Raw genomic sequence first — 12806 nt, forward strand, 5'->3', positions numbered from 1 at the left:
CTCGTGAAGAGGAAGTTGCCGCCGCTGCACTTCAATCTGCCGAAGCATCTTTCCGTGTAGCGAGCCGCCCATCATAGCCGGCTTTTTCGTTTCGTCAACACCTTGTGATGTTTCCGATTCGCCCCGTTCGTTGTTGCGGTGCTTCGAGAAGCGCCGCCGTCCTGAGCGAGGCCGCGCAGTTTATCGAGACTGTGCAGAAGTGCAAGCACTTTTTGACACCGGCATGACAGGGGCGTCATCGCCCCCATGCACGCGGCCTGATTCCCCTCTTCCTTCTTACGGTGATCCGCCCTGCTGCTCCACCCGCAAACGATCACGTCTTCGGTAGCGCAACCGCGTGCCTTCGATACGGGACACGGAACGAGGGCCGGGGACCGATCACGCACGCTGCTGCGGTATCGATCGCGGGCGCGCTCGGTGAGAATGCGGTCACCAGATAGAGAGCTCACGATGCCTCCTTCCCGCAGCCTGCTTGGCGATCTGTCCCTGCCTGCGATTGCCGCGGGCTTCGTCACGGTACTGGTGGGCTTTGCCAGTTCTGCGGTGATCGTGTTCGAGGCGGCACGTCACCTGGGGGCGGACCAGGCGCAGATCGCCTCGTGGATGTGGGCGCTCGGGATCGGCATGGGCGTGACCTGCATCGGCCTGTCGCTGCGCTACCGGGTGCCGGTGGTGACGGCCTGGTCCACGCCGGGCGCGGCGATGTTGATCGGCAGTGCGACCGGGGTGCCGTTGCGCGAGGCGGTCGGTGCGTTCGTGCTGGCGGCGGTGCTTGGCATGCTGGCCGGTTTCTCGGGCCTGTTCGAGCGGGCGATCCGGCGCATTCCGATCTCGCTGGCCTCGGGCATGCTGGCCGGGGTGTTGTTGCGCTTCGGGCTGGACCTGTTCGTGGCGATGCAGGCCCAGGTGGGGCTGGCGCTGGCGATGCTGGCGACCTATCTGGCCGGACGACGCTGGCTTGCACGCTATGCGGTGATTGCGACCTTGCTGGTCGGCGTGGCGATTGCGGCCGGCAGCGGGTTGATGCAGTGGAAGAGCGTGCCGCTGGAACTGGCCCGGCCGGTGCTGGTGCTGCCGGCGTTGTCGTGGGCGGCGCTGTTCGGGCTGGCGATTCCGTTGTTCGTGGTCACCATGGCCTCGCAGAACGTGCCGGGCGTGGCGGTGATCCGCGCCTCCGGCTACAGCGTGCCGATCTCGCCGACGATCGGCTGGATCGGGGTGGTCAATGCGCTGCTGGCACCGTTCGGCGGCTATGCCTTGAACCTGGCGGCCATCACCGCGGCGATCTGCATGGGCCGCGAGGCGCACGAGGATCCGGCGCGACGTTACATGGCTGCGGTAAGCGCGGGCGTGTTCTATGTGCTGATCGGCGTGTTCGGCGCGACCGTGGCGGCGCTGTTTGCGGCCTTCCCGCGCGAGCTGGTGATGGCGATCGCCGGGATCGCCCTGCTGGGCACGATCGGCAACAGCCTGGCGGCGGCGCTGCAGCACGACAGCGAGCGCGAAGCGGCCTTGATCACCTTCCTGGTGACCGCATCGGGGCTGACGCTGGGCGGGATCGGGGCCTCGTTCTGGGGCCTGGTGGCGGGAACGATCACCCTGCTGGTGATGCGGCCGCGGGCCTAGGGCGTTGTTGGCACGACTGCGCTGATCGCCGGGCGGGCGCGGCCGGTGCGCAATCCCCGACATTGCGGCTCTTGCGCGCCGTGCGCACCCGGCAGCCCCCGGCTGGCTGCAGCTGGCGGCCGCGTTGGGCCGCGGCAGCCCCTTGCGTTGGCGGCCGCGCTTACTCGGGGTCGCGTAGCTGCAACAGCCAGTGGGCAGTGACGCCATTGGGGCTGGGCAGCGGTTCGAGATGGAACTGGCGGTAGACCGGCGCGCCGCCCTGCGCGCGCAGCGGCAGGGTGACGTAGGCGGCGCGTCCTTGCCGCAGCGCGTCTTCGAGCAGCTCCACCTTGGACGGGGCGGCATCGCTGGCCAGCAGGGACAGGATGTCGCAACCGATCAGGTCGGCCACTTCGGTCTGGCTGAGGTCTGCAAAGGCCGGGTTGACGAACATCAGCCGGTGCGCGGCCGCGCGGCCGCGTTCGATGATGGCCACGCCGTCGCGCAGGCGCGAGAGCGAGGCTTCGAGCAGGCTGAAGTCCTGCTGGAAGCGCTTGCGCTCCATCAGTTCGATCAGCACGCGCAGGCTGCGCGCCGATTCCAGGTGCAACGGCGACCAGCGTCGGGCGCGGCCGCGCACGGTTTCCTGCCAGAGGTCGAAGCTCTTGCGAGGCGACAACCGTGAGTTGGGGATGTCCGGCAGCTTGGCCAGCTGCGGATTGCCGGCCCATTTGACCTGCTGCACCTGCTCGCGGCGGGTCCACAGCAAGGCGCTGCGCGACTGCGGCATCAGCGGCACGAAGATGAAGCCGGCGGCCAGCGGGGCGAGGTCGGCCAGCTCGGGAAACACCTCGCCGATCGCGTCCACATGCAGGGCGCCGACCGCGTCTTCGCGCAGGGCGTCGTGGTGTTCGGATTCGATGTGGTCGCGGATGCGGCGCAGTGCGTCCGCATCCGGGGTGCTGCCATGCCGGCTGATCTCGCTGCCATGGAAGATCGCCACGCCGTCGGCGTCGACCACGTCCATCAGGTCCGGCGCCATGTCGGCGAGCATTTCCACGGTCATCTGGTCGGCGTCGTTGAAGTCGGTGATCAGCTTCTCGCGCACGGTGAGCAGCACCGATTCCATGTGCGCACGCGCCACCGCCTGCAATGCGCCGATGCGCCCGGCCAGCGCGCGGGTCACCGCATCGGTGGCATCGCGCATGGCGTGGCTGGTGAAGTGCGGGCTGTAGTGGTGGCAGGCGATCAGCCCCCACAGCGCATCGTTGACGACGATCGAGGACACCAGGGTGGCGGTCACGCCCATGTTGGCCAGGTATTCCAGGTGCACCGGCGAGACACTGCGCAGGCTGACATCGCTCAGGTCCACCGGGGTGCCCAGACGCGGATGCAGCGTGGGCTCGATCGGCGAGGCCCGATAGCCGACATCGGCGATCTGGCGGACGCGGTTGCGCAGGTACAGCGCGCGCGCCTGGGCCGGGATGTCGGTGGCCGGGTAATGCAGGCCGAGATAAGCGTCCAGGTCGGGCTGGCGCGCTTCGGCGATGACGTCGCCGTTCCACTCTTCGTCGAAGCGGTACACCATCACCCGGTCGAAGCCGATCATGCTGCGCAGCCCCTTGGCGGCGCGCACGGCGGCTTCGGCAATGCCGGGATCGCGCTCGATGCTGCGCAACAGCGGCAGCGCCTCGCGCAGGGTGACGTCCATCAGGCGTGCGTCGCGCGGCTCGATTTCGACCAGCCACTGCTCCGGATACAGGTGCCAGGCCGCCACCCAGGGATGGTCGGTGGGGGCCGCACGCAGGGGGAAGCGCACGTCGGCATGCAGCAGGTGCTGTGCCTGGTCCTCCACCGCGAACGGCTGCTCGCCGGGCAGTTCGAGTGCCTGCGTGTACGGCATGCCCAGCAGCTCGGCCAGCGGCACGCCGAGCAGCTCGGCGGCGGTGGTGCTGGCCTGCACGATGCAGCCGTCGGCCGGCTCGATCACCAGCAGCACGCCGTACGGCTGGATCAGGCCGGGGATATGGATCGGCTCACGCGCACAGACATCCATATCCAGGGGTTCGGTGGGCTGATTCACGGGCGTGGCTCCGCTGCAAGACAGGTGTGGAAGTGGACAAACATGCGCTGCGCGCCGTCGATGGCGGCCTCGCGCGCGGACCTGGTGTCCAGGCGTTGGTCGAGCACCGCCTGGAAACGGCGCCAGCCGGCCGGATCGTCGTTGGCCAGTTCGAAGTACCGCAAGGCGTCGGCCAGCGCGGGCTGCTGCTTGCGCAAGGTGCGCGCGATCATCCGCCCACCCAGTTGCGAGCCTTCGATGACGTAGAGCATGCCCCAGCGCGCGGCATCGCTGCCGGCGGCGGGCGCCGCGATGGCTGCCTGCGGTTGCTGGCCGAGCGTGTGCAGGTCCTCGCGCAAGGCCGGTACACGGCGGCGATACCGCCAGCCGCTGCCGATCAGGGTGCCGAGCCAGTCGCTCAGTTGCGCTTCGAAACCGGACAGCAGGGCATGGTGCCGGCGCAGGATCAGCGCGTAGGCGGCGCGATCGACCCGCCCCTGCCCCAGCGCCTGCATCAGCGGAGCCGTTTCGACCAGGCGATGGGTGTCCTGCGTGGCATGGCGCAGCGCGAGCGCGGCCGAGGGCGGAACAGCCAGGGTGTCAGGACACATAGGAAGTCGAGGCGGTACCGCAGCACGGAGTGCATCAGCCTAGCAGTGACTGCGCAAATCGGATAAAGCGGGCGCGAGCGCAAGCTGAATAGGTTGGCATCAGCCCTGCGTAGCGGCCACGCCGGCGCCCCGCCCTGCCCGCTTCCAGGCCATGACCCAGCCTGCGGCCAGCAGCAGACCCGCCAGCAACCAGGGGGCGCCAGGCAGATGCAGCGGTGCGCCGCGGCCGATGAACCAGGCAAACACGTTGGCAAACAACAACGGACCGGCGATGCCGGCCAGGCTGACCAGGCTGGTCAGCGCGCCCTGCACGCGGCCCTGCGCATCGGCGCCGACCTCGCGGGTGATCAGGGCCTGCGCGGCCGGTGCGGCGATCGCCCAGAACGCGCTGATCGGCACGCCGACCAGGAACGCGATGCCGCTGTCGGCCAGCCCGTAGATGACGAAACCGACCACCCCGCAACCCAGGCCCAGCAGCAGCGCACGGCGTTCGCCCAGCCACCGCACCAACCGGCCGACCAGCAGCGCATTGACGATGATGCTGCACACGCCGACGCCGGCCAGCACCCAGCTCACCTCGCGCGGGCTCCAGTGATACTGATACCCGGCGAACAGCACGAAGATGCTGGGATAGACGTAGTGCGCCAGGTTGGCCAGGAACACCACCGAGGCCAGGCCCAACACCTGCGGATAACGGCGCAGCAGCTTGAGCGCACCCAGCGGGTTGGCATGCGACCAGTCCAGGCGTGGCGTGCGGCGTTCGGCGGGCAACGATTCGGGCAAGACGAACCAGCCATACAGGACGTTCAGCAGCGCCAGCCCGGCGGCAAACCAGAACGGCCAGCGCAGGCCGATGCTGCCCAGCCAGCCACCGATCAACGGCCCGGCAACAAACCCGATGCCGAACGCGGCGCCAAGCATGCCGAACGCGCCGGCACGCTTGTCGGCCGGGGTGACGTCGGCGATGTAGGCATTGGCGGTGGAGAAGCTGGCCGAACACACCCCGGAGATCACCCGCGCCAGCAGCAGCATCGGCAGGGAATGGGCCACCGCCATCAGGATGAAATCCAGGCCCAGCCCCAGGCACGAGAGCAGGATCACCGGGCGGCGGCCGTAGCGGTCGGACAGGGTGCCCTGCAGCGGCGAGCAGACGAACTGGATGGCGGCGAACAGGAAACCGAACCAGCCGATCCAGCCGGCCGCGACGGCGTAGTCGCCCCCGGTGAACTGGCGCACCAGATCCGGCAGCACCGGAATGATCACGCCGAAGGACAGCACGTCGATCAGCACGGTGATGAAGATGAAGATCAGCGCGGCGCGGCGCCGGCCCGGGGCGGGAGCGGAATCGGCGGAGGGAGACATCGCGCAGCCCAGGGTAGCGAGGCGGGAAGTGTAGCTGCGGATGGAGACCGGTTGCCGGGGGTGCATTGATGGGTGCGGACCCAAGCGCCGCCGGGTGGCTGGTGCTGGGTGCCTGGATGGCCGCTGGCCCTCATCCGCCCTTCGGGCCCCTTCTCCCGCGAGCGGGAGAAGGAGTGGCGTGGTGCCGGTGAGTGGTGCCGGTGATCGGCTGCCCGACGCTGANTCCGCCCTTCGGGCCCCTTCTCCCGCGAGCGGGAGAAGGAGTGGCGTGGTGCCGGTGAGTGGTGCCGGTGATCGGCTGCCCGACGCTGATGGTCCGGCTCAGCGTGTGGCTGGCGCCGGGGCCAGTTCGATCATGTCCGGGCCGGCATTGGCTGCCGCCGGGACCGGCACCTTCTCCCGCGAGCGGGAGAAGGAGTGGCGTGGTGCCGGTGAGTGGTGCCGGTGATCGGCTGCCCGACGCTGAAGGTCCGGCTCAGCGTGTGGCTGGCGCCGGGGCCAGTTCGATCATGCCTGGGCCGGCGTTGGCTGCCGCCGGGACCGGCACCTTCTCCCGCGAGCGGGAGAAGGGGGTGGCGTGGTGCCGGTGATCGCTTACTCGACGCTGATGGTCTGGCTCAGCGTGTGGCTGGCGCCGGGGGCCAGTTCGATCACGTCCGGGCCGGCGTTGGCCGCTTCCAGGCAGACGTAGTCGCGCCAGCCATCGCCTACATCGGCCATCTTCTTGCCCGCCTCTTCGCCCGGGTTCCAGGCCACCAGCGAGCGGCTCCCTTCGGTGGCGATGCCGATGCGGCGGCCGAGCACCGGATCGGTCAGGGTGTAGCGGCCGCCGGCGTTGGTGTAGATGCGGTCGCTGCGGCCGGGGTCGCGCGGGTCGCGCAGGCTCCAGTCGCCTTGCTGGCGGTGGGCGGTGGCGTAGTTCTCGTACTTGTCCAGGTAGTCCAGCCCGTCCAGGCCCTGCACGCTGACGGTGAGCGCGTCGCCGACGCGGAAATAGTTATGCAGCGCCTGGGTGAAGCGCACCGGGGCCGGGCTGGTGTTTTCGGTGATCAGGCGTTGTTCGAGGGTGCGGCCGATGCGCAGGGTCATGCGCAGGCGCAGCGCCAGGTCGTCGAAACTGGGCGGGGTCAGCGTGAGCACCACGGTGCCGTCGTCCTCGCGCCGGCTCTCGGTGAGCTGCCAGGGCACGGTGCGCACGAAGCCGTGCGCGGGGACCTCGCCGGTCTGGTCCTGGCGGCCGAAGTACGGCCAGCACACCGGGGCGCCGCCGCGGATCGGGGTGGGCGGCTGCTTGGCGGTGGGCGACAGCCACATCACGTCCTGCCCGCCCTTGGGCACGAACGACAGCAGCTGGCCGCCGAACAGGCTGATGGCCGCGGTGGAGAACGGGGTGTCGATCAACAGCGAGGGGAAACCGTGGAAGTCGCCTGTGGTCAGGCCGGTGGTGTCGGACATGGGGGATGCCTTGTGGACGATGGGAGATTGGGCGAACGCGGGATAGGCGGCCGGCAGCTTGAAGGCGGTGGCGCGGACGGTGGCCGCGGCAGTGACCGGCGGGGCGGCGCGCAGGGCGGTGAGGATGCGCTGGCCGGGGCGGCCGTCGGCCGGTTGCAGGCCCAGGCGGGTCTGCTCAGCCTGGATGGCGCGCCGGCTGGCGGTGCCGATCATGCCGTCGGCCTCGCCGATCAGGTGGCCGCGGGCCAGCAGCAATTGCTGCAGTTCGCGCCGTTCGGGGCGGCCCAGGCCGGGGTCGTCGGTGGGCCAGGCGGCGACCAGGCCGGCGCCACCGCGCAGACGGTCGGCGAGCAGCGCGATCGACAGCGCGTAGCTTTCGGCGGCGTTGTAGGCGTAGATCGCGTCGTAGTTGCGGAACACCAGGAATGCCGGGCCGGTTGCGCCAGCCGGCAGCAGCAGGGCGGCCGGGGTTTCTGCGGGCAGGCCGGCCGGCGCCAGCGCCTTGCCGTCGGTGCCGAGCAGGCCGGCGTTTTGCCAGGCCTGGAGCGGTTGGCGCCGGGTGCGGCCGGCCTTGCTGGCATCGAAGCCGGCAGGCAGGCGGACTTCCATGCCCCAGGGACGGACGCGCTCCCAGCCGGCCTTGACCAGATAGTTGGCGGTGGAGGCCAGCGCGTCGGGAATGCTGGCGACCAGGTCGCGGCGGCCGTCGCCGTCGCCATCCACCGCGATGCGGGCATAGGTGGAGGGCATGAACTGGGTCTGCCCGAAGGCGCCGGCCCAGGAGCCGGTCAAGCCATCCGGCGACAGGTCGCCTTGCTGCAGCAGGCCGAGCAAGGCGAGAAATTCGCCCCGGAAGAACGGCTGGCGGCGGCCGGCGCACGACAGCGTGGCCAGCGAGACCAGTAGCGGGCGCTTGCCGGTGACGCGGCCGTAGTCGCTCTCCACGCCCCAGACCGCCACGATGGTGGCCGGATCGACGCCGGTCTGGTCGGACAGACGCGTGAGCAGGTCGCGATGGGTGACCAGCATGGCCCGGCCGTCGGCCACGCGCTGGCTGTCGACCAGGCTGGCGAGGTAGTCCCAGATCGGGGTGGTGAATTCCGGCTGGGCATCGAGCAGCGGCAACACGCTGGGATCGGGCGCCAGGCCGGCGGTGAAACGCTGGAAGTCGGCGGCCTGCACGCCCTTGGCGGCGGCCTGGGTCTGCAGGCCGGCCAGGCAGCGGTCGAAGGCCGGATCGGCGCAGGCAATCAGCGGCAGCAGCGCCAGCAGTGCGGGCAGGACGCGCCGGGGCGGCGTCACGGCGCGGTGGCCGGCGTGTGGACGGAGGTCATGCGGTGGAGCGCTCCTGCGGCAGTCGAGCCGTCGAGGATAGCCAACCTGGCTGGTTGCAGGCGTGCAGGTGGCGATTGTCGCGATGCCGCCGCGTCAGCGTGCGCTGCGCTCGCTGGTGGCAACGCGCCGGGGTGAGGGTGCGGCGCACGCCTTCCAGGCCGATGCGCGCAACCAGGCCGCTGGATGACCCGATGAGGTGATGACCTTCCAGCCAGCGATGGCGCGTGCCGATGCCGAGATGCCGAACCGGCGCGCCTGGCGGATGCGCCGTGGCAACCCGGCGGCGTCGATTGCCGGGCCTAGTTGCCGTCGCCGGTGATGCCGGTCAGCAGCGACAGGGCCGGGGTGGAGGCGCTGGCCTCGGACGCACGGCGGGCGCGGGCCCGGCGTGGAGCATCGTGGCGGGGACCGAACCAGATCAGTGCAGTGGCCAGGCACGCCGGCAGCACGATCGCAAACACCGCGATGGCCAGAAGCACCCACTGCCAGAGATTGAAGGTTGCCATCATCGTGTCCGCCCCGCGGCGCGCTCCGCCGAGGCGGCAAGCTTCCGGGATCGGCTGCGAACGTGGCGTCGAGAAAGCCCACCGGTGCGTGCCGTTCGTCGGGCTGAACGGCTTCACGGTGTGCGGCCCGGGCGCGAGACGCATCCAGGCCTGCGCCTGCTCAGCGTGCGTCGAGGTAGTACCACTGGCCGTCTTCGCGCACGAAGCGGCTGTGTTCGGTCATGCGCACCGCACTGCCGCCGCCGATACGGTAGCGGGCCAGAAACGCCACCTCGGCCGTGTCGGTGCCGGTGACGAGGGCGCGTTGCACGGTCAGGCCGAGCCAGGTGGTGCGGCCGCCCTCGTCCAGCGACAACGCGGGTGGGCGCGTGGACGCATGCCAGCTGGCGAGCAGGTAATCCACATCGCGGCGGACGTAGGCGCTGTAGCGCGCACGCATCAGGCTCTCGGCATCGGGTGCGGCGGCGCCGGCGTGGTATTGCCCGCAGCACTGCGCGTAGTCGGCGGCGCGGCCGCAGGGACAGGGATCGGTGGGGATGGAGGTCGGCATCGGGCAATTGTGCGGGAAGGGATTGGGGATTGGGGATTGGGGAGGAAGCCGGTGCTTGGCTCCCGTACCCTCACCCCAACCCCTCTCCCGGGGGGAGAAGGGCTTTTGAAGGCCGCTTGCTTGCGCCCCACTCCCCACCCTTGCTGTGGGATTACGCCGCGCGGTGCGGCGGCTATGCTGTCGCCCCCGTCGTGCGGAGCGCCGCCTTGCTGGACCTGATTCCCACCGAGTTGCCGTGGCTGCTGTGCATCGCCTTCGTTGCCGGGTTGGTGGATGCAGCCGTCGGCGGCGGTGGCTTGATCCAGCTGCCGGGCTTGTTCGCCACGCTGCCGCAGCAGACGCCGTCGCTGATTCTGGGCACCAACAAGTTCAGTGCGATGTTCGGCACCGGCGCATCGGCATGGCGCTATGCGCGCACTGTGCGCTTTCCGTGGCGGCCGGTGCTGTACGCGACGGCGGCGGCGTTTACGTTCTCGTTTCTCGGCGCGACCGCGGTCAGCCTGATGCCCAGGCAGGCGGTGCGGCCGCTGATCCTGGTGCTGCTGATCGCGATGCTGGTCTACACGCTGATCAAGAAGGACTTCGGTGCGCTGCATCGCCCACGCCAGATCGGCCGGCGCGAACTGGTCACTGCCTTGGCGATGGGTGCGGCGATCGGCTTCTACGACGGGTTCTTCGGGCCCGGCACCGGCAGTTTCCTGATCTTCCTGTTCATCCGCTTCTTCGGGCTGGACTTTCTGCGCGCCTCGGCCGCGGCCAAGGTGGTGAACCTGGCCACCAACCTGGCGGCGCTGTCGTTCTTCCTGCCCAGCGGCCAGGTGATGCTGGCGATCGGCATTCCGATGGCGGTGGCGAACGTGGCCGGTGCGGTCGCCGGCACGCGGATGGCACTACGCGGCGGCACGCCGCTGATCCGCACGTTGTTCCTGGTGCTGGTGATCGTGCTGATCGGCAAGATGGGCTGGGATCTGCTGCACGGCGTTTAGAAATCCACGCTCAGCGTCGCCGACAAGGTGCGTGGCGCGCCGGGATAATTGGTGGTCTGCGTCACCGGCTGCTCGATGTAGAAGCGGTTGGCGACATTGCGCAGCATCAGCGCCAGCTGGTAACGGCCGCCGAAGCGGTAGGCCGCCGAGGCATCGAAACGCGTGTAGCCGGCAATGCGATAGCTGTTGGCGAGATTCCCCTCGCGCTCGCCCACGTGCACCGCGCCGGCGCCCAGGGTCAGGCCGTACAGCGGTCCGCTGGCAACGTGGTAGGTGCTCCATAGGCTGGCACTGACGCGCGGCACGCCGCGCAGGCGGTTGCCGACCGGGATGACGGTGTCGCGGGTGACCTGGGCGTCCAGATAACCGGCGCCGAAGATCAGGCGCCAGTTCTGGGTGAGCTCGCCGGTGATGTCCAGCTCCAGCCCGCGCACGCGTTGCTGGCCGGTGACCAGCACGAAGCCGCTGTTGTCCGGATCGCTGGTGGCGACGTTGTCCTTGGTGATCTGGAATGCGGCGGCGGTGGCGAGCACGCGGTTGTCGAACAGCGCGCTCTTCAGCCCGAGCTCGTACTGGCGGCCGGTCTCCGGTGGCGCGCTGCCGCCGGAAAACAGCGTGGCGCTGCGCGGCCGAAACGAGGTGGAGGTGTTGGCGTACAGCGACAGCTGCGGCGCCGCCTTCCACACCACGCCGATCCGCGGCGAGGCGCGTCGACCGTCCTCGCGGGTGCGCGCGCCGTTGTCGATGGTGGTCTGCTGCACATCGTCCCAGCGCACGCCGGCCAGCACGTCCCAACGCTCGCCGATGCTGATCTGGTCCTGCAGGTACAACGCGGCATAGCGCGCATCGACGTCGATCTCGCGGGCCGGCACATAGGTGCCCGGCAAGGCACCCTGCACCGGATTGCGCACGCTGATGCGGGCCAGCGGCGCACGCGCTTCGTCGGTGTGGCGATGCGCATCGACGTACTCGGCGCCGGCCAGTACCTGATGGCGCAACGGGCCGGTGGCAAAACGCGCCAGCGCCTCGGTCTGCGAGGTGGTGGCGCGCACCTGCTGGTCCTGGCGCACGGCACGGCGCTGCAGGAAGGCGCGGTCGGCGCTGAAGCCGGTGAAGTCGGCCACGTTGCGGCCGCTGTCGCCGTCCTGGTGGTTGAGGATCTGCCGCAGCGTCAGCCAGTCGGTGGCGTCGTACTCGATACGCCCGCGTGCGGTGCGCGCGCTGCCGTGATTGCGCGACCACGGCTCGCCGAAGCTGCGCTCGGCAGGGCCACGCACCACGCCGTCGATGGCGACCAGGCCGCGATCGCCCGGGCTGGTCTGGCGCGTGTATTCCAGATCCAGGTCGGCCCGCAGCTGCGCGGTCGGCCGCCAGGCCAGCGAAGGCGAGACGAACACGCGATCGCCATCGGCCTGCGCGTCCCGGAAGCTGCCGGTCTCCTGTGCGGCGGCGCTGAGCCGTGCCGACACGGTCGAACCCAGCGGGCCGGTGACGGTCGATTGCACGCGGCGCAGGCCGTGTTCGGCCACCTGCACCGAGGCATTGCCACCGAACACCGGATCCGGGCGCAGCGTGACCAGGTTGATCACCCCGCCGGGTTCGCCGCGCCCGTACAGCACCGCCGCCGGGCCCTTGAGCACTTCCACCTGGGCGACGTTGGCCAGATCGCGCACGGTCTCGGTGAAGTTCTGCGCCGGGTTGAGCAGGATGCCGTCGACTGCGTACGAAGAGGTCTCGAAGCCGCGGATGACGAAGGTTTCCGAGCGATTGCCCTGGGTGCCGCCGGGCTGCACGTTGGAGACATTGGCCACCACATCCACCAGCCGGGTGAGTTGCTGTTCGTCGATCACCGATCGCGGCACCACCTGGATCGCCTGCGGAATGCGCTCCACCGGCGTCTGCGTGCGGGTGGCGCCGGCGGCCTTTTCCGGCCGGTACAGGGCGCGCTTTTCGCTGACCACGATGGCATCGAGCAGGCTGGCCTCCTGGGCGGAGGCCGGCAATGCGGCAAACAGGGACACGAACAACAGGTGGCGAGGCGCAGGCAGTGGGGTCATCGGGATCTTCAGCAGGGCGATGCGCACGCTGGCGAGCACATCCGGGCCGCTAATGATAACGATTCTTATCTGCATGTGTCGCCTTGCGATGCGCCTGCCCCGCGACGCCTGCGACCGCAGTGCGGTGAGGCAGGTGCTCCCGGGCGGCGCGCTCAGCGTTTTCCGCGTGGCTTGCCTGCAGACCCGCGCGTTGGCGCGGGGCGCGCCTTGCCCACTGTCGTTTTGGCTGGCGCGAGCCTGGCAGCGCCGCGCGCCGCGGTTGCCTTGGTTGCGCCAC

The 12806-nt window shown here is 69.8% G+C and carries 9 protein-coding genes; 2 read left to right on the plus strand and 7 right to left on the minus strand.

All coding sequences use genetic code 11. The features are described from left to right. Positions 1-450: 450 nt before the first annotated feature. Positions 451-1626, plus strand: a complete 1176-nt coding sequence (locus C0541_RS03440) for a benzoate/H(+) symporter BenE family transporter (RefSeq protein WP_115045758.1) — start codon at positions 451-453, stop codon at positions 1624-1626. Positions 1627-1786: 160 nt separating this feature from the next. Here the strand turns inward: C0541_RS03440 and bphP are convergent, their stop codons facing one another. The 6 genes from bphP to C0541_RS03470 all read right to left on the minus strand — a co-directional run bounded on the left by bphP (position 1787) and on the right by C0541_RS03470 (position 9486). Further along, entirely contained in the window at positions 1787-3688 is a 1902-nt protein-coding gene (gene bphP, locus C0541_RS03445; protein ID WP_115045760.1) for a bacteriophytochrome BphP, read from the minus strand. Continuing rightward, positions 3685-4278: a biliverdin-producing heme oxygenase gene (locus C0541_RS03450; protein ID WP_115045763.1), complete on the minus strand. Its 594-nt coding sequence runs from the start codon at positions 4276-4278 to the stop codon at positions 3685-3687. The genes bphP and C0541_RS03450 overlap by 4 nt, the downstream gene beginning before the upstream one ends. A gap of 99 nt (positions 4279-4377) precedes the next feature. Then, positions 4378-5640, minus strand: a complete 1263-nt coding sequence (locus C0541_RS03455) for a TCR/Tet family MFS transporter (protein WP_115045765.1) — start codon at positions 5638-5640, stop codon at positions 4378-4380. Positions 5641-6234: 594 nt separating this feature from the next. Next, entirely contained in the window at positions 6235-8397 is a 2163-nt protein-coding gene (locus C0541_RS03460) for a lytic murein transglycosylase (RefSeq protein ID WP_115045767.1), read from the minus strand. Between the two features lie 332 nt (positions 8398-8729). Further along, complete coding sequence (locus tag C0541_RS03465) at positions 8730-8936, minus strand: hypothetical protein (RefSeq protein WP_115047227.1); 207 nt, start codon at positions 8934-8936, stop codon at positions 8730-8732. A gap of 160 nt (positions 8937-9096) precedes the next feature. Beyond that, positions 9097-9486, minus strand: coding sequence for a YchJ family protein (locus C0541_RS03470; RefSeq protein WP_115045769.1), 390 nt, complete (start codon positions 9484-9486; stop codon positions 9097-9099). Between the two features lie 206 nt (positions 9487-9692). Here C0541_RS03470 and C0541_RS03475 point away from each other — a divergent pair, with 206 nt between their 5' ends. Beyond that, positions 9693-10472: a sulfite exporter TauE/SafE family protein gene (locus tag C0541_RS03475; RefSeq protein WP_193725882.1), complete on the plus strand. Its 780-nt coding sequence runs from the start codon at positions 9693-9695 to the stop codon at positions 10470-10472. Here C0541_RS03475 and C0541_RS03480 read toward each other — a convergent pair. After that, positions 10469-12529 (minus strand): TonB-dependent siderophore receptor, encoded by a 2061-nt coding sequence (locus tag C0541_RS03480; RefSeq protein WP_161959861.1) that lies wholly within the window; start codon positions 12527-12529, stop codon positions 10469-10471. The two genes, C0541_RS03475 and C0541_RS03480, sit on opposite strands and share 4 nt — an antisense overlap. Between the last annotated feature and the right edge of the window lie 277 nt (positions 12530-12806).

Source organism: Xanthomonas arboricola (genome assembly GCF_003353015.1).
Taxonomy (GTDB): domain Bacteria; phylum Pseudomonadota; class Gammaproteobacteria; order Xanthomonadales; family Xanthomonadaceae; genus Xanthomonas; species Xanthomonas arboricola_E.

Bases quoted from the DNA above. Each gene is read 5' to 3' on its own strand.
- C0541_RS03450 (WP_115045763.1), bottom strand. From the start codon at position 4,278: ATGTGTCCTGACACCCTGGCTGTTCCGCCCTCGGCCGCGCTCGCGCTG.
- C0541_RS03440 (WP_115045758.1), top strand. From the start codon at position 451: ATGCCTCCTTCCCGCAGCCTGCTTGGCGATCTGTCCCTGCCTGCGATT.
- C0541_RS03480 (WP_161959861.1), bottom strand. From the start codon at position 12,529: ATGACCCCACTGCCTGCGCCTCGCCACCTGTTGTTCGTGTCCCTGTTT.
- C0541_RS03470 (WP_115045769.1), bottom strand. From the start codon at position 9,486: ATGCCGACCTCCATCCCCACCGATCCCTGTCCCTGCGGCCGCGCCGCC.
- C0541_RS03455 (WP_115045765.1), bottom strand. From the start codon at position 5,640: ATGTCTCCCTCCGCCGATTCCGCTCCCGCCCCGGGCCGGCGCCGCGCC.
- C0541_RS03465 (WP_115047227.1), bottom strand. From the start codon at position 8,936: ATGGCAACCTTCAATCTCTGGCAGTGGGTGCTTCTGGCCATCGCGGTG.